Raw genomic sequence first — 15,981 nt, forward strand, 5'->3', positions numbered from 1 at the left:
GCGGTGCTCCAGTGATTAGCAAGTTAGAGGCCGAGGCCGCGCTTGCGGCCGAAGGACCAGTCGATGCCGCCGTCTGAGCGGGCGACGCCGGAGATGTGCTTGCCGAGCTGCTTCTCGAGGGACGGCGTCCAGGGCACGAGCTGGAAGCCGAGGCCGTCGTCGATCATGGCGAAGCGGCCAGAGGCGAGCGCGAAGCGCTGGCGATAGGTGCCGGAGACATAGTGTCCCGATCCTGATCGGTTGAAAGGCTGCCCCGTCTCCCCGGAGAGCTTCTCGCCCAGCGCGTCCACTTCCCGCCGGCGCAAAGTCTCGATCAGGTCCCGGGCGAAGGTGACACGCTGGCCGTGGCGCTCGGCCAACCCCTCCCGGACCAGATGGTCGGCGCGGCGTTCCATAGCCTCACGCACCTCGGCGCCGAAGCCGCCTTCGGAGAGCGATGCCGGCGCGCGGCTGAGCGCCTGCCGGTCGAGCCAGGTGGCGCCCGAAGCCGTGACCTGGCGTTCGATGTCAAGGTCGGAGCGGACGGCCAGCGCGACCCGCTGCTGGCCGCGCCCGTCCTCGAACCGCCGAAGCTCCACGATGGCGCCGGGCGCGCCGTCGCCTGCCGCATCGAGGTCGGGCAGCCGGATGTGGTGGGTACGCCCATCCACGCCGTCGACGACGGCATAGGCCGTGCCCTTCAACTCATCATCGAGGCCGCGATCGACGAGACGGCCGATGACGGGAGCATCCAGGCTCTCGCCGGCGAGCACATAGCTGGCCGTGCCCCGCTCGATGCCTTGGGCAGTGAGCGCCCGATGCATCCGCTTGATGATGTCGCCCCGCTCGCCGAGGGCCCGCAGCGTCGCCTCGGCCTTCTCGTCGATCACCCACTGGCCGGGACCGATCTCATCGGCGAGCCCGAGGGCCTCGAGCTTGCGCAGCCGGCCGACTTTCTGCGGCAGGAAAGCGTCCGGCCCGCCATCGGCATGGCGCGCCACGTCGATCACGCCGGCCTCACGCTGGTCCCGAAGCAGCTGACGGTCGAGCTGGGTCCAGCCCTCCGCCTCCACCTGCCGCTCGACGGCGCGGTGGATGTCGAGATCGGTGCGTAGCCCCAGTTCCTGAGTGATCAGGTCCCGCGCGCGGGCGCGCATACCCTCCTTGATGTAGTCGCGGGAGATGACCAGATCCTGGCCGTCATCTGTCCGGCCTCGCACCAGGATATGGAGGTGGGGATTGTCGGTGTTCCAGTGGTCGACGCCAACCCAGTCCAGCTTCGTGCCGAGGTCTTTCTCCATCTGCCCGACGAGATCGCGGGCGAAGGACCTGAGGTCGGCCATGTCCGCCGCATCCTCGGGCGAGACGATGAAGCGGAAATGGTGCCTGTCGTCGGCGCATCGCTCCGCGAAGGCGCAGCCGTCTCCCTCCTCAGCGCCCGGCCCGAACAGGCGGGCCTTCTCCCCATCCCGGGTCACGCCCTCCCGACGCAGATAGGAGAGGTGAGCCGAGAGCGGTGCAGCCCGCACCGAGTGCCGCACCACGCGGGTCTTGATGACCACGACGCGCGAGCGCCCGGTGAGGAACCGATTGGCGACGATGCTCGCCGCCCGGCCGCGGCCGAAGCGCGAGCGGGTGCCCGAGGAGATGCGGCCGGACCGGGAGACGTGCCCGCCGGCCTTCTGGGCCGCCGCGAGGGCTTGGGCGATGAAAGGGCGTGCCCGCTGTGCACGAGAGGAGCGGATGCGGCCCGGCCGGACGCGGAACTCATGCTCATCGGCCATGACGCGCGCCCGCAATGTGCGAGAAAGCAAACAGGACCAATGGCTTGAGCGTTCGACGCACATTGCCAAACAGCGCCGCAATGTGCGTTTGGCTCAAAATTCCCAAGCAAAAACAACCGCCCGACCGCAGCGCACCCTGCGCCCTTTTATCTCGCCATCGATCGGTTGTTTCTTGCCATCGATCGGTTGTTTCTTGCGTCTCCTCTCCAGACATGCGCCCCACTACGAGAAAGCCCGACAGGGTGCGCATAGGCGCGGCCGTACTCATGGCGCGCCTCCCGTGCCGCCGCGAGCAACGAACAGCCCATCAGACTGCGGAACGATCGCCGAGACATCGCGCACGTCACGCACCGGCTGTGCACGATCGGGTGACACCGGATCTGCAGCCGGCACCCGGATCGGCGGCACGGCGAAGATCGAAGACCGGGCCCAGGATGCCGCTTCGACCGCCGGAGGAGCGGACAGCTTCCGCGCGTCGTGCTCGGTTTCACGGTGTGCAATGTCCGACGCCAGCTTGTCGACATAGGCGCGCGTCTCCGCCGGCAGGGGTCGCTCCTTCCGAGCTGCATCATAGCGTCCTGCCCCGGCATTGTAGGCGGTGAGGAAGCCGGGGTTGCCGTAGCGGTCGAACAGCTCCCGCAGATGAGCCGCGCCGGCCATGATGTTGTCGTACGGGTCATAGGGATCGTCGCCGAGGCCGTAATGAATGCGCAGTTCGGCCCAGGTCTCGGGCATGATCTGCATCAGCCCCATGGCGCCCTTCGGCGATGTCGCGCGCGCAGCGCCATCGCTTTCCGCGCGCATCACGCTTCGGATCCAGACGGAGGGAATGTCGAAGCGCTCCGCCGCTTCCGCGATGAGATCCGCGTAGGGTTCGCTCGGTACCGGCAGCTTGTGTGTTGCCGAAGCCTCTGCCGACAGGGCAGCACTCGCCCAGCCGAAAGGCATTCCGGAAAGGAGAATAAAGACGATCGCGCCGCGGCGGGCGCGCGCTCTTTTTGATTTGTCCGTCGGGGGACGGACACGCAGGAACAAATCCGCCTGCAGCATGATGGCCTCTCGAAGCTGATGGTGGTTTTGCTCGGCCGCGCTCAGCGTGTCGGTGCGCGCCAGGCGAAGTGTCCGTCTCCGGCCTCGTCGGTGTAGATCGGCACCGCGCGGCCGATCACGGTGCTGGCCGGCAGTGGCCCGAAGTAGCGTCCGTCGAGGCTGTCGGGCACGTTGAAATTCATGAGGAAGAGCTCGCCTGCGGCGATGCGCCTGCAGCCGCGCCAGACCGGCAGCGGACGCCCCATGCGGTCGCGCTCCAATGCTTCGCCGTACGACACGCCATCCACGGTGATGGAGCGGTCTTTCCGGCAAACCTCCTGGCCGGGAAGCGCCGCCACGCGCTTCATCAGCGGCACACCAGCCCCCACATAGCCGCGCGCCACCAGGAAGCGGTCGAGTGCCGCCGGAGGCGTAATGGCGAGGAGGTCCGTGACCTCGAGCCTGCGCGCCGGCTCGATGGCGTAGAGCCCGATGGGTGCGCTGGCGGAGACGTTCCACACCAGCTTCAGCGGTGTCGGAACGAAGGAGGCCGCCGCGACCCCCATCACCGAGAAATACGTCACCATCGCATAGCCGAAGCGGGTCATTGTTCGCACTCCCGCCGCTTGAGCCAGGCCTGATGGCGCTCGACCGTGTAGGTTCGGAGCGCGTGGCCGGCCGCCAGGCGATTGTGGACATGCCGCCAGTGATCCGGGGCCACGTCGGCCCCATGGATGCCGAGGGCATCGACGGCATCCATGTGCTGGAGCACCTTCTCCACCTTCGGCCAGCCGTCCGCGCGCAGCAGGATCTCGCCGCCGGGGCGCACGAAGGGCAGCGTCTGATAAGCCTCGCCCGGCGCCACGGCCCGCACGATGTCGATGCGCGACACCACGGTGCCGAAGTCGTTCGCAGCCCAACGGACGAGCGCGAAGATGGCGCCTGGGGCGAAGGAAACGATGCGGCGGCTGCGGTCGAGGGTCTGCGCATGGACCGGCCGGCCGAAGCGGATCCAGTTCTCGATCCGTTTCTCGATCCAGGTCAGCTCCACATGGGTGAGCGGATCTGCGGTCGGCGCGGCCGGTGACGGGGCGATGGGTCGGGGAACGGAGTATGGCGCCGGCGTGCTCATCATGAGGCCTCTCCTGAGGTGGGAGGAAATTCACGGGTGAGGAGCTCGCGGAGCATGTCCGCGACGGTCTGGCCGCGTCCGAAGGCGGCGATCTTGATGCGCCCGCGCAGGTCGGCCGTGATGTCGATGGTGAGCCGCGCGGTGAAGGCTTCGGCTGATCCATGGCCAACCGGCCTCGTGTCGGCGTCCTTGATCCAGTGCTCTGGATCGGCCGGACGCGCGGCAAAGCCCTTGCGCGTTCGTTGCCGGGTCATGGCGTAGATCTCGAACCGGCGAGGCCGGCGATCTCGGCGGAGAGCGCAATGATCTCCCGCGCTGCTGGCCCACCCTCGTCGAGCTCGCCGACGAGCCGTCCGGACTGAGCGGACATGGCGAAGGCGACGCGCTGGCCGACAGTGCTCACGAGCACGGGCGGATCGTGATCCGCCAGCGTCTCGGCGGTCTCGCGGGCGAGCACGGTGCGAGCGCCGCAGCGGTTCAGCACGAAGCGCGCGACAAGCTCCGGGCGATAGATGCGCGCCTCGCTGAGGAGGGCGAGCATCTCCGCGGACGCCCATCCATCGAGCGGTGATGGCTGCACCGGGATCAGGACCAGATCGGCGGCGAGCAAGGCCGAGCGCATCAGGCCGGCGACGCGGGGCGGTCCGTCGATGACGACCATGTCGGCATCGCGTGCCAGCTCGGGGGCTTCCCGGTGCAGCGTATCGCGGGCGAGGCCGACGACGCCGAACAGGCGCGGCAACCCCTCGCGGCTGCGCTGCTGCGACCAGTCCAGGGCCGAGCCCTGCGGGTCCGCGTCAATGAGCGTGACACGCTGGCCGCGGCTCGCCCACGCGCCGGCGAGATGAAGGGCGAGCGTCGTCTTGCCGACGCCGCCCTTCTGGTTGAGCAGCGCGACGATCATCGGGATGCTCCCGATGTGTCGGCAAGCATCGCTTTTCCTGCTGTCAAAGGATCGGGAGCGTGAAATCCGTCTTTACGGAAAGACGGAAGACCATCATCTTGAGAAGCGTACGGGAGATGGCAGTTATCCACATCGCCTGCGCGCCTTTTAAGGTTAGACTCTATGTTAGATTCTAAGTTAGGGGTGCAATTTTCATTTTCATCACCTGGGCTTGAGACCTGTTTCGGTTCCCGATGGCACGGGAGGCCCGTTCCCGATGGCACGCCAGTCCGGGTTCCGGATGGCACGAAGGCTTTCACAGCTTTTCCACAGGACGCCGACGGCTCGAAGGTGAGAAGCACCCGCCCGCCAATCTCCACCTCCGTGAACAGGGTGTAGCCCGGCAACGGCTGACGGCGGACGATGTCGCGCAGTTCGAAGGCGAAGCGCTTGAAGGGCGAGAGGCTGCCGGATTTGAGGTGGAGGTGGCGGAAATCGAAGCGCCAGCCCCGGCGCTGCCGCCCGCCATGCTTGCGCACAATCCGGTAGAGCCAGCGCTCCAGCCCGCCCGTGAGGTCGAAATACTCCCGGTCGATGGTGAGGACGAGCGCGTCCTCGACGATGGCGCAATAGAACCAGTCGGGGACGATGAGCTCGATCCCGGCGGGCTTGCCATCCCGATCCGTGCGCTCCTTCCACTCGTTGATCCAGGAGAAGCGGTGGCGCCGGCCCTCCGTTCTCTGGCGGATGGAGGTGGACACTGTGGTGGACTGCAGGCGGTCCAGGGCGGCCTTCAGGCGCTGATAGTCCCTGATCGATGTGCCCCGGCCGACGAACCGAAGGATCTCGTAGGGCGTCGCGGCCATGAAGCGCGAGGTGCGCAGGCCGGCGTCGCGCGCTTCGACGATCTGGCTGGCCGCCCAGATCAGGATATCCGCATCCCAGATGGTGGCCATGCCATGGTCGGGCACCGCCTCGACCCGGATCGCGATGTCGCCGGAGACAAAATCGATGGGGGCGACACGGTGGGTCTTGGCGAGGGAGAAGAAGGGATAGGCCATGAGATCCTGCGCATCGCGGGGCGCGAAGGCGCCGGGGAGTGCGCGGAAGAGCTCAAGCTGTCTGCCAGGTTGCGGAGAGCGGTGCGGTGCGGCCATGACGAAATGGCCGCTCAGCGCGCCAGGCTGCCCGGCAGGACGCCAGACATGGAATGACGCTTGGCCGGCAGGATGGAGCCGCGCGGATCGGAGGTGGAGGTGACGGCGCCTCGGGCCACCCAGGCCTGCAAATCCTCGACGGAATAGACGACGCGTCCGCCGAGCTTGCGATAGGCGGGACCAGTTCCGTAGGTGCGGTGCTTCTCGAGCGTCCGGGGCGAGAGGCTGAGGAAGACGGCGGCTTCCTTGGTGCGCAGATAGCGCGGCGGCAGCGGGACAGCATCGGGGCGCATGGATCGAACCTCCGTGGGCGCTATCGGGCCACTGATCATCAGCGGCGGATGGCGATCACGGTGGCGAAGGGCGGCCGTCGTGAGGGATGGGGAAGTTGAGGGGCGTAAAATGCCCACCCCGAACGTCTCGGCGATGCTGTTATGGTCGCCGACGATGACGCAGGAGCTTGAGATAGCCGCCGGCGATCAGCGCTCGGCCGCCCTTGACGAGACCGATGACGCGATCGCGCAGCGACGAGGTCTTCCAAGGCTCGGCAGCGATGCGCCTCTGGTCATAGAGAGCGAATGCGATGTCGCGATAGCTGGCGCCGTCAGTGCGTCCGTCTGCGGCCAGCATCATGGCGCGCAGGCGCTGTCGCTGCTGTGTGGTCATCCGCGTGTCGGGGAGCGCCGGGCGACCTTCGATGGTGCGCCAAAAGCGGGATAAAGCTTCCACGCGGCCCACGATATCGGTGTCCAGCGGAATGATCGCAGCGATAGGCGCGTCAGAAACAGAGCCCGGCAAGGCAAGGAGTTGGGACGAACGCGCGGCCAAGCCAAGGATGGCAAGCTTCCCCTCAGGGCTACTTTGCACCACAGAAACGTTGTCGAGGACGTTCATGTGTGCGCCGGCCAAGAAATCCGGCGATGGACCAAGAAGCACGACGGCCGGGTCGACGATGGGAGACCACAAAACGGTCTGCTCGACGGCGCTCATGGCAGGGCGTGCTGCGAAATCGCAGCCCCCAGCGCTGCTCCACCTCCCGGGGGAGCGGCTCGGCGTCGGTGCCGGTGGTCACGATGGACTGATAATGATCCTGATAGGCTTCGTCCCGGCGCAGGCATTCCCAGGCGAGGCCTTCGACCGACAGGTCGTCGAAGTAATCGTAGCTGGCGTTATCCCGCCAGCGCGATGTGTCCGGCTTCATTCACTCGTCTCCGCATCAGAGGCGTGCGCATTGAGCAAAGACAATCGGGGATTGAGAGGGGCGTGAGAAGCCGGCTAAAAGGCATCGCGTGATGCGCTTGCGGCATCACCCCTGTCGACTCAGGCGGGGCTGCGGAGAAGGTCTTTATAGCCGCCGGCGGCCATCCATCGTGCTCGGGCAAGATGAGTGTCGTGAACATGACGGGCGCGCTCGGGCTCCCGAGCCGCGTCGATGCCGAACAGCACCGCGGCGATCTCCTCCCAGCCGGCGCCATCCGCCGTTGCATCAAGCAGACGGGCATAGAGCCTGATGTGGGCCCGGTCATAGTCCGTCAGTTCGGGACCCGTCGGTGCAATGTCCTCGAACGCCGCAGTCACCATGTCTGCCTGCCACTTCTCTCAAGATCGGGTTCTTCCCAAAATCCTACACGACTTCCAATGACACCACTGCCACGGTCGCGTTTGTAGAGAATACTCCGTGGTGAAATACTCATCAAGGCGATGCTCTCTCGACCATGGAGATCCGAGAGGTGTTCGCCCGGAATTTGAAGGCTGCGAGGCTCGCCAAAGGCCTGTCGCAGGAAGAGCTCGCCCATCGAGCCGGGATCGACCGCACCTATATCAGCTCGTTGGAGCGCAGCGTCTATAACGCCAGCATCGATGTCGTAGATCGCCTGGCCGGCGCCCTTGAGCTCGACGCCGCCGCCTTGCTGAAGAGACCCGCCGCGGACGTGCCGAGCGGCCCCGAAAACCCGGTCGAGTGAAGCGCGGGACCGGTTGGCAACTGCTGACTTCGAAGTGAGAGCCCCGGCCGGAGCCGGCCGGGGCGTTGGGCGGCTCACTCGCCGCGTCGCCCGCTGGGGCGGGACCAGATCAGCGAGAAGGTGTCGCCGTCCTCGTCGTCGAAGAGGTTGGCGTAGATCGGGGCGTTGAAGCTCGGATCGTCGAGCTTGAGGCCCAGATAGTCGCGCCCCTCGCTGGAGCGCTTGGACCAGGCGGCGCCGATCTCGATCCGACCCACCAGGACCCGGTGGCTGGGAGCATTCTCACCATTGGCGCGCAGCTCGGGGACGATGCGCACACCTTTGGCCTGAACGCTGAGGGTGACGATCTCGCCGGTGAACTCGTTCGCGCCGATCTTCTTGAAAGTGCCGATGGTGGCCATTGTCGATCTCCGTCTTCCGTTTCCGAGCCCGCACCGTTGCGGCCTCGATGGCGATCGAAGGGCGGAAGGCGACTGCCGCCGCACCCCGGCAGGGGCTTGATGGCCAAGGAGGACTTTCTTGTCCCGCGAGGAATGGGCGGAACGCTCAGGGGAAGAAAGCCCGACGCCGCCATTGCGGCAGAGGCGGTCGAGGCGCAGCCGGCCTTCGGCCAGATCAGGCCATGGAAGAGGCCAGCTGGTGCGCGCGATCAACGGTTGGAGATAAGGAGGAGATGGCGATCTCTCACGGGCCCTGCACGAAGGCGGCCCAACCTTCACCGGTGTTGACCTCTTCATTTTCCGGCCATTGCGTGTGCTTCGAACTGACAGGACCAACGGGTGGAACGCTTTCCTCACCGGCCATGCGATGGCTCGCGCGCAACCGCGCGAAGCTTGTCACCAAGCCCTGCCATGCTTGCGCACTCGCGGCCTCGTGCCTCGATCCTTTCGCCGTCGCCATCGCATCCTCGACGACATGGGAAATGTCGCCCCGCTGATTTGCTCTTGCCTGATCGGGTCGTGTCGCTCCAAGGCCCGCGCCAGGGGCTGGACAGAGCGTATGGCGAGGCTGCACTGGTCAGCCTGATGTCCCCATGAGGCAAGGATCGAAGGCCGAGATCGTGTGCACCGCGGGTCAGTTCAAACACCGCGTTACCGCGCCAAATGAGATGGTGGGTATGGATCGTTATGTCGTCATTTCGGGTTGCTCCGGCGGGGGCAAGTCGACACTGATCGCCGAGCTTGCACGCCGTGGCTTTGCCGTGGTCGAGGAGCCAGGGCGGCGCATTGTCGCCGAGCAGATCAGCGGCGGCGGATCGGATCTGCCTTGGGTGGATCTGGCCGCTTTCGCGCGACTTGCGATCGCCATGGCGCTGGAAGACAGGTCCACGGCGCTTGCCCAGAGCGGATGGGTCTTTTTTGACCGTGGGCTTGTCGATGCGGCCGTTGCGCTTGAATACGCAACCGGGGAGCCCATTTCCGAGACGCTCTGCAATGCCCATCGCTACAATCGCACTGTCTTTATGACACCCCCATGGCCAGAGATCTTCAGCGGCGATGACGCGCGCCAGCACGATTTGTCGGCGTCGATTGCCGAATATGAGCGCCTGATCGCAGCCTTTCCGAAGCTCGGCTATGAGGTGACGATCCTGCCCAGGGTATCGGCTGCCGACCGCGCTGATTTCATCATCGGCCAACTGGGAGCCCTGAACCAAGTAGATTGAGGCGTCTCGTTTCACTCCTGTTAGGACCCGAAGGGGTCGATCTCACGGATGATCTGGGAGGCGTCGCCGTCGAACTCGTCGGCAGGCACAACGGACAGAGTGCCGTCACCGGCGCGGAAGATCACGATGACGACCATCAAGGTCTTGGCGAGGCTGAGGGCGAAGGCCTGTGCATCGGTGGAGGACATGGGGTCCGGCTCCTGCTCGAAGCGGAGGAACATCCCCCGCTGACAGGCGCCCGACGGGTCCGGCCGCGGGCCGCAATCACCGTGGAGGCAAAGCCGCAACGGCGGCACGCTGTGCGTAGCCGACCCCTTGCGGGTTGATGGCGTCAGGCCCTCGGTCGGACCAAGGAACAGCGCAGGAAAGCGGGGGTGGTCTCTTGCTCGAAGAGCACCGGGTGCAGCCATTTGCCTGCATGGTCGGGCTCAGGAGGCGCGTTGAGCTCCACCCGTGATAAGCGGTGGTCCCGCTCGCTTGTCCGCTGAAAACCGATGATGGGAACCGCAATCTCGTGAAAAGCGGTGACGCACCGTGAAATCCGATTCCGACGATGAAGGAAGGGCAGCGCTCATGCGCCGCCCGACCCAAACCGGTAGACGGGGATGCCGAGCTTGCGGGCCTTGTCGGCGAGATTGTCCTGGATGCCCGTGCCGGGGAAGATGATGACCCCGATGGGCGTGACCGAGAGCATCTGGTCGTTGCGCTTGAAGGGGGCGGCCTTGGCGTGGCGTGTCCAGTCGGGCTTGAACGCGACCTGCGGCACCTTACGGGCATCAGCCCAGCAGGCGGCGATCCTTTCGGCACCCTTGGGTGAGCCACCGTGCAGCAGCACCATGTCAGGGTGCTTCGCGCGGACCTGATCGAGCTTCGCCCAGATGAGCCTGTGGTCCACCGTGTCGCCGCCGGAGAAGGCGATCTTCGGACCTGCGGGTATCAGCACCTCGGTCTCCGCCCGCCTGCGGGCGGCGAGGAAGTCGCGGCTGTCGATAAGAGCTGAGGTCAGGTGCCGATGGTTCACTAGGGATCCGGCGCGTGGGCGCCAGGCTGAGCCGGTGTGCCGCTCGAAGGCATCGGCGGCTTCATCCCGCATCAGCTCGAAGGCATCGCGGCGCTCCATGAGGCTCTGCCCCTCGACGATCAGACGTTCCAGTTCCACCGAGCGCACCTCGCTGCCGTCCTGCTCCTGCTGGCTACGGCGCTGGCCCTGCTCATTGTCGTCGAGGGTACCGGAGATGCGGCCGGCGGCACGGTGGAAGAGATGGACGGTCGACCAAAGGAGGTCGGGAAGGTCGGGCTCCAGGCGGGTGTCCTGCAGTGTCGCGATCAGCGCATCGAAGATATCGGCGATTGCGCCGGTGATACGGTCAGTTTCGGGAAGCGGCCGGGAATCGGGCTCGTCCCCGAAGGGACGGTAGCCGTAGAGCTGAAGTTCCTGCAGCAGGTGATCAGTGGGAGAAGAGGCGTGGGGTTCGTCGTGCTCGGTGCTCATGGGAGGCTCCGTCGATTGGACCGCAGCCTTGCGGCCTTCATGGCGACGAAGCCGGCGGGCGGGACGGACCTGCACCCCGCGGGAAACGCGGGGCCGGAGCGGCAGCGGAGGATGGCGGAGGCCGGCGATTTTGCTTCGCGATGGAAAGGCGTGTGTCGGGACCCGCGACGCTTGCGTCGTGGGGAAACACCGCCGCCGGAAAATCACCGGCCGGAGCCATTGCCGGTCCGGAACGACTGCCGGCCGATCGCCCTCTGGAAGGCCTGGCTGCGGATCCTCTAGCAACGGTGGGCATCAGAGCGTGACGTCAGAGCATTCCCGCTCCCTGTCGCTCCAGCTCACGGGCTCAGCACCATGAAGCGGCCGACGTCATCAGGTGCAAGCTGACATCGGAGTCCCGCTCGCAACGCGTCGACGCCAAAGGCGCGCAGATCCTCGTTGAAGTCTCCGAGAGCTGGTGAGAGCACGATGGCCTCGATCCCGGCAGAAGCCGCTCGTGCGATAAGGCTGTCCCGTGCCCTGTCGCCGGCAGGATCGTTGTCGCGGACGATGTAGAGCCGCCGCAGGTCGGGTGGGAATGCGACGACGGCAAGGTGAGCGGCCGAGAGCGCCGCTGCCATCGGGAGGCTGGGCAGCACGGTCCGCACGGAAAGGATGGTCTCGATGCCCTCGCCGGTGGCCAGAACGTTGTCAGGCCTGCCGAAGCGAACGGCATGTTCCAGCAGGTGGCCCATGGCACGTCGGGGCGTGGCGATGCTTGCCTTGTCCGATCCGTCGGGAGCGAGCCATGTCCGGTGGATGCCCATGACTCGTTGTCTGAGATCGGTGACGGCGGCGATCATGGCCGGCCGGGGTTGAATGGGCTCGCGTGGATCCGGGCGGTAATAGCAGCGCGGGTGAAAGCGCATGCTTCCGGTTTCGTGCAGAGCCGTGATGCCGCGCTTCCGCAGATACGTCTCCACGATTGTGCCCGGAATCGGCTTTGCGGCCGCAAAGAGACGACATGCCGAGGTGACAGGGTCACGTGAAGGGCTGTTCGTCCTGAACACGGGAGCTTCCGCGACCTGCCAGGATCGGGGCATGTGCAGAAAGGCTTGAGCCTCGGCCACCACGTCGCTGAAGTTGGGCAGACCTCGGCTTTCCCGGATGACGTCGAGGAGATCGCCGTGTTCTCCCGTCGCCGCATCGGTCCATTTGCCGGCATGGCCTTTCACGCTGTCCGTCAGCCGCACGAACATGGAGCGGCCGGGCGAGTTGCGAGCATCGCCCACCTGCCAATAGTGCCCCTGCCGCCGACCCGCGGAGAGATAATGGCGGCAAACTGCCTCCGCCTGCCGCCCCAGCCGCCGTGCGAGATCGTGCGCAGCATCCGTCATAGGGACGCTCCAAGAGAAAAGCCCGCCGTCCGGCCACGCGATGGGGGGATCGCGGAGCCACGGACGGCGGGCCAGGTTGCCCGGGGAGGATTATTCGGCAGCAATCGAGGAGGAGATCACTTCGGGCTCCTCAGTGTCGGCGAGGTCTTCCCCTTCGCCCATGGCCGTTTCGCCGTCGGTCTCCGCCGTCTCTTCGCCGGCGGTGTCGGAGGGCTGGTTCCGCAGCGCCTCCGGGAGCCAGCCGCTGTCGGCAAGGAGGGCTTCTGCCTCCCGTGCCATGTCGCCCTTCTTGAGGTGGGCGATCCGCTCAGCTGCACGTTCCCCCTTCGCCTCGGTCACCGCCTGCAGGATGCGGGCCTTGGTGACCCGGCCGAGGAAGGTGTCAACAGTGGGCCTCCATCCCGCCGCCGCCATGTCGAGCCCTACCGCCTGCGCCAACCGGTCGGCATGGGCGAAGGCGCGGGGACGGCGGTTCCATGCTTCATGCACCGCATTGACCGAGAGGCTCACCACATGGGCGAACAAGGCGGCCTGGCTGTCACGCTCCCACCCGCTCAAGGTGTCCCAGAGCGTGCCCGGCTCCTTGGGCAGAGCCTTGGCCCAGTTTTCGTGCCGGACACGAATGGCCTCGGCCGAAACGCTGTCGTTGAGGCCCGGCGCCTGGGCGTTGAAGGACACGCTCTTGAGGTCGAGCTCAAGGCAGCTGTCCGAGCCGTAGACGTAGAAGGCCTTCAGCGTCAGAGCGTGGACCGCAGCGAGGAAGGCGACATCGGGCTGCTCGCCCAGGGCATGGCGCAGGCCGAGGGTGCGATGGGTGGTCAGCTCCGTAAGTAGCCGATCGGAGATCGGCGCGAGGCCGTCTTCTTCCTCGGGCTCCGCAGGTGCATCACCTACGGCTGCTTCCTGACGAGGGGCCGAGGCCGCATGGTCTTCTCCATCGGTCCCGGCGGGAGCTTCATCGTCCTGCACGACCGGCACCTCGTCCTCCGGGCAGACATATCCCCGCTCCACCCGGAGCTTGCCGTCCTGGGCGATGCTGACGAAGGCGCCGGCGCGGCCGACCTCCGCCGGATCGAACGCGAGGGGGCGCGTCTCAAAGGCCTCCAGCACCGCCTCGAGCTCACCGAGCCGCGCATCGACCTCCTCGGGAAGCTCGTCGGCATCGGCATATTCTTCGGAGAGGCGATCATATGCGGCCTGGGCCCTCGCCCGAGCTGCCTCCTCCTCCTCGGTCAGGGGCGTCGGCTCACCCCGCAGCTGGCGCAGGCCGTAGGTGTGGCCATAGGCAAAGTCCGGCGCCACCTCGATCCACTTCCAGCCTTCGCCGCGGATCCCGTCGGCCTCAATGGCGAGCTTTGCCGCCACCATGCGATCGACGAGGGTGACATCCTGCAGCCAGCCGCCGTCGTCCCCCTGGAACAGGTCGCGCAGCACGGTGCCGCCAGCCGTCTCATAGGCCCCGATGCCGATGAAGCGGGCCCGCTTGTCGGATGCCCGCACCGCACCCTCCGTCATCATGCGCCGGATCGCATGGGGTTGCTTGTCGTAAGCCTGGGCGAGACGCTCCAGCACCTGCTCCTGCCGCTCATGATCACCCGACACGGTGAAGGCCATGAGCTGGTCGAGGGTGAGGCCATCCTCGGCATAGACGTCGAGCAGCTTCGGCGAGACGGAGGCGAGCTTCAACCGCTGCTTCACCACTGCGACCGAGACGAAGAAGGCGGCCGCGATCTCCTCCTCGGACTGGCCCTTCTCCCGCAACGCAAGGAACGCCCTGAACTGGTCGAGCGGGTGCAGCGGTGCGCGCTGGACATTCTCGGCAAGGGAATCCTCCTCGGCAATGCCGCCTTCGCGCAGGATGCAGGGCACGGGAGCCGTCCGGGCGAGGCGCTTGCGCTTCACCAGCAACTCCAGCGCCCGGTAGCGCCGGCCGCCGGCCGGGATCTCGTACATGCCGGTCTCGACGCCATCAGCATCGATCACGGTGCGGACATTGAGGCCCTGGAGCAGGCCGCGCCGGGCGATGTCCTCGGCGAGTTCCTCGATGGAGACGCCGGCCTTCACCCGGCGGACGTTGGACTGGCTGAGCACCAGCTTGTTGAAGGGGATGTCCCGCGAGGACGAAAGGGTGATCTTCTGAACGGACGTGGCCATGGGATGCTTCTCCGCGACGGGCGGCCGGAGAACCTCTCTCTCAACTTCGAACCCGTCACGAAGCACGGCGCCACCCTCTTCCTCTGAGGGCAGCGCCGCAAAGCCGATGATCCGGAACAACGCAAAGCCGGAGACACGGCAATCCCCATCTCCGGCTTTGCGGATCTCAGGGAGCGCGATCGAGGAGCTTCTTCGCCCGCGCCTCCAGATCGAGACGGGCGTCCTGGTGCGGCTTGTCCCGCGCCACGGCGGTGATGCCCTGCACGAAGTCGAAGATGCTCTCGGGCTTGCGCCCCTCCTCGGCGAGCACGGTCTCGATCACCTTCTGCGTCTCCGCCTTGGAGAAGCCCTTGCGGCGCAGGAACTTGGTGCGGTCCTCGTCGCTGCGCGCTACGATGCGCTCGCGGGCCGCCCTGATGCCGTTGACGAAGGGCATGGGGGAGGAGTTGGCAAAGCGCTCCAGGGCCGGCGCGGCCTGATGGGCGAAGCGGGATGCGGCATACTTCGAGTGGCGGATGGTGATCTCCTCGAAATCCTCCACGCCCCACAGGTTCCGGTTCTGGCAGACCGCCCTGAGATAGAAGCTCGCGATGCCCAACGTCTTGGCGCCCACCTCTGAGTTCCAGCAATAGAAGCCGCGGAAGAACAGGTCGGGGGAGCCGTCCGGGAGCCGCCCGGCCTCGATGGGGTTGAGATCGTCCACCAGGAAGAGGAAGACGTCCCGGTCGGAGGCGTAGAGCGTGGTCGTGTCCTTCGTGATATCGACGCGGGGATTGTAGATGCCGGTCGACCAGTCGAGCACGCCAGGCACTTTCCAACGGGTGTCCCCGGTGCCGTTGCCGGCGATACGGCGCACGGCGTCCACCAGCTCATGGTCATAGATGCGGCCATAGTCGGGGCCGGTCACAGCCCGGAGCTCGACGCGGCCGTCCTCCACCTCCAGTGTCTTCACCTGTTCGGCGCGGTGCGTGAGCAGGCCGTGCTGCAGGTTGATGCCGGCGAGCGGCGCCGGAAGCTGGCGCAGATAGGAGGCCGGCGCGCCGATGAGGCTCGCAAGCTGGCCGAAGCTCCAGTGGGTCGGCGCAACCGGAGCCTCCGCCCCGGGCAGCGTGAGCGTCAGCCGGTCTGGCACCTCGCGGCTCGCCTCGACGCGGATGGCGGCGCTCTCCACGGTGCGCGTCCGGCTCCGGTCGGACCGACCGCGCACCGCGCCATACAGCTCAGACAGGGACAGATAACGCTCGTCCGCCGGCCGGGAAAACCACTCGGAGGACACACGGCCGTTCCGCTCGCCGCGGCTCGCATCCACCTTGTAACCGCCGGCCGCTTCCCGGCCCGCATCTAAAACCTCAACCTCAGTCATGGGAC

Annotated in this window: 20 protein-coding genes; 2 read left to right on the forward strand and 18 right to left on the reverse strand. The window is 66.5% G+C overall.

Annotated elements, in window-relative coordinates; translation table 11 throughout:
- Nucleotides 1-23: 23 nt before the first annotated feature.
- From V5F49_RS15705 to V5F49_RS15760, 12 genes are all read right to left on the reverse strand, one after another.
- Entirely contained in the window at nucleotides 24-1,763 is a 1,740-nt protein-coding gene (locus V5F49_RS15705; RefSeq protein ID WP_238123805.1) for a relaxase/mobilization nuclease domain-containing protein, read from the reverse strand.
- Complete coding sequence (locus V5F49_RS15710; protein WP_238123806.1) at nucleotides 1,753-2,031, reverse strand: hypothetical protein; 279 nt, start codon at nucleotides 2,029-2,031, stop codon at nucleotides 1,753-1,755. Before V5F49_RS15710 ends, V5F49_RS15705 begins: the two co-directional genes overlap by 11 nt.
- On the reverse strand, nucleotides 2,028-2,813 hold the full coding sequence (locus tag V5F49_RS15715) for a lytic transglycosylase domain-containing protein (RefSeq protein WP_238123807.1): 786 nt from the start codon (nucleotides 2,811-2,813) through the stop codon (nucleotides 2,028-2,030). Before V5F49_RS15715 ends, V5F49_RS15710 begins: the two co-directional genes overlap by 4 nt.
- A gap of 41 nt (nucleotides 2,814-2,854) precedes the next feature.
- The gene (locus tag V5F49_RS15720; protein WP_238123808.1) at nucleotides 2,855-3,400 is read right to left on the reverse strand and encodes a S26 family signal peptidase; all 546 of its coding nucleotides are present in this window, start codon (nucleotides 3,398-3,400) and stop codon (nucleotides 2,855-2,857) included.
- Nucleotides 3,397-3,927 carry a DUF2840 domain-containing protein gene (locus V5F49_RS15725; RefSeq protein ID WP_238123809.1) on the reverse strand — a complete coding sequence of 177 codons (531 nt, stop codon included), beginning with the start codon at nucleotides 3,925-3,927 and terminating at the stop codon, nucleotides 3,397-3,399. The genes V5F49_RS15720 and V5F49_RS15725 overlap by 4 nt, the downstream gene beginning before the upstream one ends.
- Nucleotides 3,924-4,178 carry a hypothetical protein gene (locus V5F49_RS15730; protein ID WP_238123810.1) on the reverse strand — a complete coding sequence of 85 codons (255 nt, stop codon included), beginning with the start codon at nucleotides 4,176-4,178 and terminating at the stop codon, nucleotides 3,924-3,926. Before V5F49_RS15730 ends, V5F49_RS15725 begins: the two co-directional genes overlap by 4 nt.
- Nucleotides 4,175-4,828 (reverse strand): ParA family partition ATPase, encoded by a 654-nt coding sequence (gene parA / locus V5F49_RS15735; RefSeq protein WP_238123811.1) that lies wholly within the window; start codon nucleotides 4,826-4,828, stop codon nucleotides 4,175-4,177. The genes V5F49_RS15730 and parA overlap by 4 nt, the downstream gene beginning before the upstream one ends.
- Nucleotides 4,825-5,964, reverse strand: a complete 1,140-nt coding sequence (locus V5F49_RS15740) for a replication initiator protein A (protein ID WP_238123812.1) — start codon at nucleotides 5,962-5,964, stop codon at nucleotides 4,825-4,827. Before V5F49_RS15740 ends, parA begins: the two co-directional genes overlap by 4 nt.
- Nucleotides 5,965-5,978: 14 nt before the next feature.
- Nucleotides 5,979-6,257, reverse strand: a complete 279-nt coding sequence (locus V5F49_RS15745) for a helix-turn-helix transcriptional regulator (RefSeq protein WP_238123813.1) — start codon at nucleotides 6,255-6,257, stop codon at nucleotides 5,979-5,981.
- A gap of 139 nt (nucleotides 6,258-6,396) precedes the next feature.
- On the reverse strand, nucleotides 6,397-6,858 hold the full coding sequence (locus tag V5F49_RS15750; RefSeq protein WP_238123814.1) for a DUF2285 domain-containing protein: 462 nt from the start codon (nucleotides 6,856-6,858) through the stop codon (nucleotides 6,397-6,399).
- Nucleotides 6,821-7,165, reverse strand: a complete 345-nt coding sequence (locus tag V5F49_RS15755; RefSeq protein ID WP_238123815.1) for a transcriptional regulator domain-containing protein — start codon at nucleotides 7,163-7,165, stop codon at nucleotides 6,821-6,823. Before V5F49_RS15755 ends, V5F49_RS15750 begins: the two co-directional genes overlap by 38 nt.
- A 119-nt stretch (nucleotides 7,166-7,284) precedes the next feature.
- The gene (locus V5F49_RS15760) at nucleotides 7,285-7,545 is read right to left on the reverse strand and encodes a DNA -binding domain-containing protein (protein ID WP_238123816.1); all 261 of its coding nucleotides are present in this window, start codon (nucleotides 7,543-7,545) and stop codon (nucleotides 7,285-7,287) included.
- A gap of 134 nt (nucleotides 7,546-7,679) precedes the next feature.
- Here V5F49_RS15760 and V5F49_RS15765 point away from each other — a divergent pair, with 134 nt between their 5' ends.
- The gene (locus tag V5F49_RS15765; protein WP_238123817.1) at nucleotides 7,680-7,928 is read left to right on the forward strand and encodes a helix-turn-helix domain-containing protein; all 249 of its coding nucleotides are present in this window, start codon (nucleotides 7,680-7,682) and stop codon (nucleotides 7,926-7,928) included.
- A 74-nt stretch (nucleotides 7,929-8,002) separates the two neighbouring features.
- Here V5F49_RS15765 and V5F49_RS15770 read toward each other — a convergent pair whose 3' ends face one another.
- Nucleotides 8,003-8,329 carry a DUF736 domain-containing protein gene (locus V5F49_RS15770; protein ID WP_238123818.1) on the reverse strand — a complete coding sequence of 109 codons (327 nt, stop codon included), beginning with the start codon at nucleotides 8,327-8,329 and terminating at the stop codon, nucleotides 8,003-8,005.
- A 716-nt stretch (nucleotides 8,330-9,045) separates the two neighbouring features.
- On the opposite strand from V5F49_RS15770, the gene V5F49_RS15775 reads away from it, so the two are divergent.
- Complete coding sequence (locus tag V5F49_RS15775; RefSeq protein ID WP_238123819.1) at nucleotides 9,046-9,591, forward strand: AAA family ATPase; 546 nt, start codon at nucleotides 9,046-9,048, stop codon at nucleotides 9,589-9,591.
- A gap of 20 nt (nucleotides 9,592-9,611) precedes the next feature.
- On the opposite strand, the gene V5F49_RS15780 is transcribed toward V5F49_RS15775, so the two are convergent.
- The 5 genes from V5F49_RS15780 to V5F49_RS15800 form a co-directional block, all read right to left on the reverse strand.
- Complete coding sequence (locus tag V5F49_RS15780; RefSeq protein ID WP_238123820.1) at nucleotides 9,612-9,779, reverse strand: hypothetical protein; 168 nt, start codon at nucleotides 9,777-9,779, stop codon at nucleotides 9,612-9,614.
- A 383-nt stretch (nucleotides 9,780-10,162) separates the two neighbouring features.
- Nucleotides 10,163-11,083 (reverse strand): DUF2493 domain-containing protein, encoded by a 921-nt coding sequence (locus tag V5F49_RS15785; RefSeq protein ID WP_238123821.1) that lies wholly within the window; start codon nucleotides 11,081-11,083, stop codon nucleotides 10,163-10,165.
- 338 nt (nucleotides 11,084-11,421) lie between these two features.
- Complete coding sequence (locus tag V5F49_RS15790; protein ID WP_012112596.1) at nucleotides 11,422-12,459, reverse strand: DUF7146 domain-containing protein; 1,038 nt, start codon at nucleotides 12,457-12,459, stop codon at nucleotides 11,422-11,424.
- 90 nt (nucleotides 12,460-12,549) lie between these two features.
- Nucleotides 12,550-14,613, reverse strand: a complete 2,064-nt coding sequence (locus V5F49_RS15795) for a ParB/RepB/Spo0J family partition protein (protein ID WP_012112595.1) — start codon at nucleotides 14,611-14,613, stop codon at nucleotides 12,550-12,552.
- 166 nt (nucleotides 14,614-14,779) lie between these two features.
- The gene (locus V5F49_RS15800) at nucleotides 14,780-15,976 is read right to left on the reverse strand and encodes a hypothetical protein (protein ID WP_012112594.1); all 1,197 of its coding nucleotides are present in this window, start codon (nucleotides 15,974-15,976) and stop codon (nucleotides 14,780-14,782) included.
- Nucleotides 15,977-15,981: the final 5 nt, after the last annotated feature.

Origin of the sequence: Xanthobacter lutulentifluminis (assembly GCF_043194675.2) — a bacterium.
In the GTDB taxonomy this organism is placed as follows: Bacteria; Pseudomonadota; Alphaproteobacteria; order Rhizobiales; family Xanthobacteraceae; genus Xanthobacter.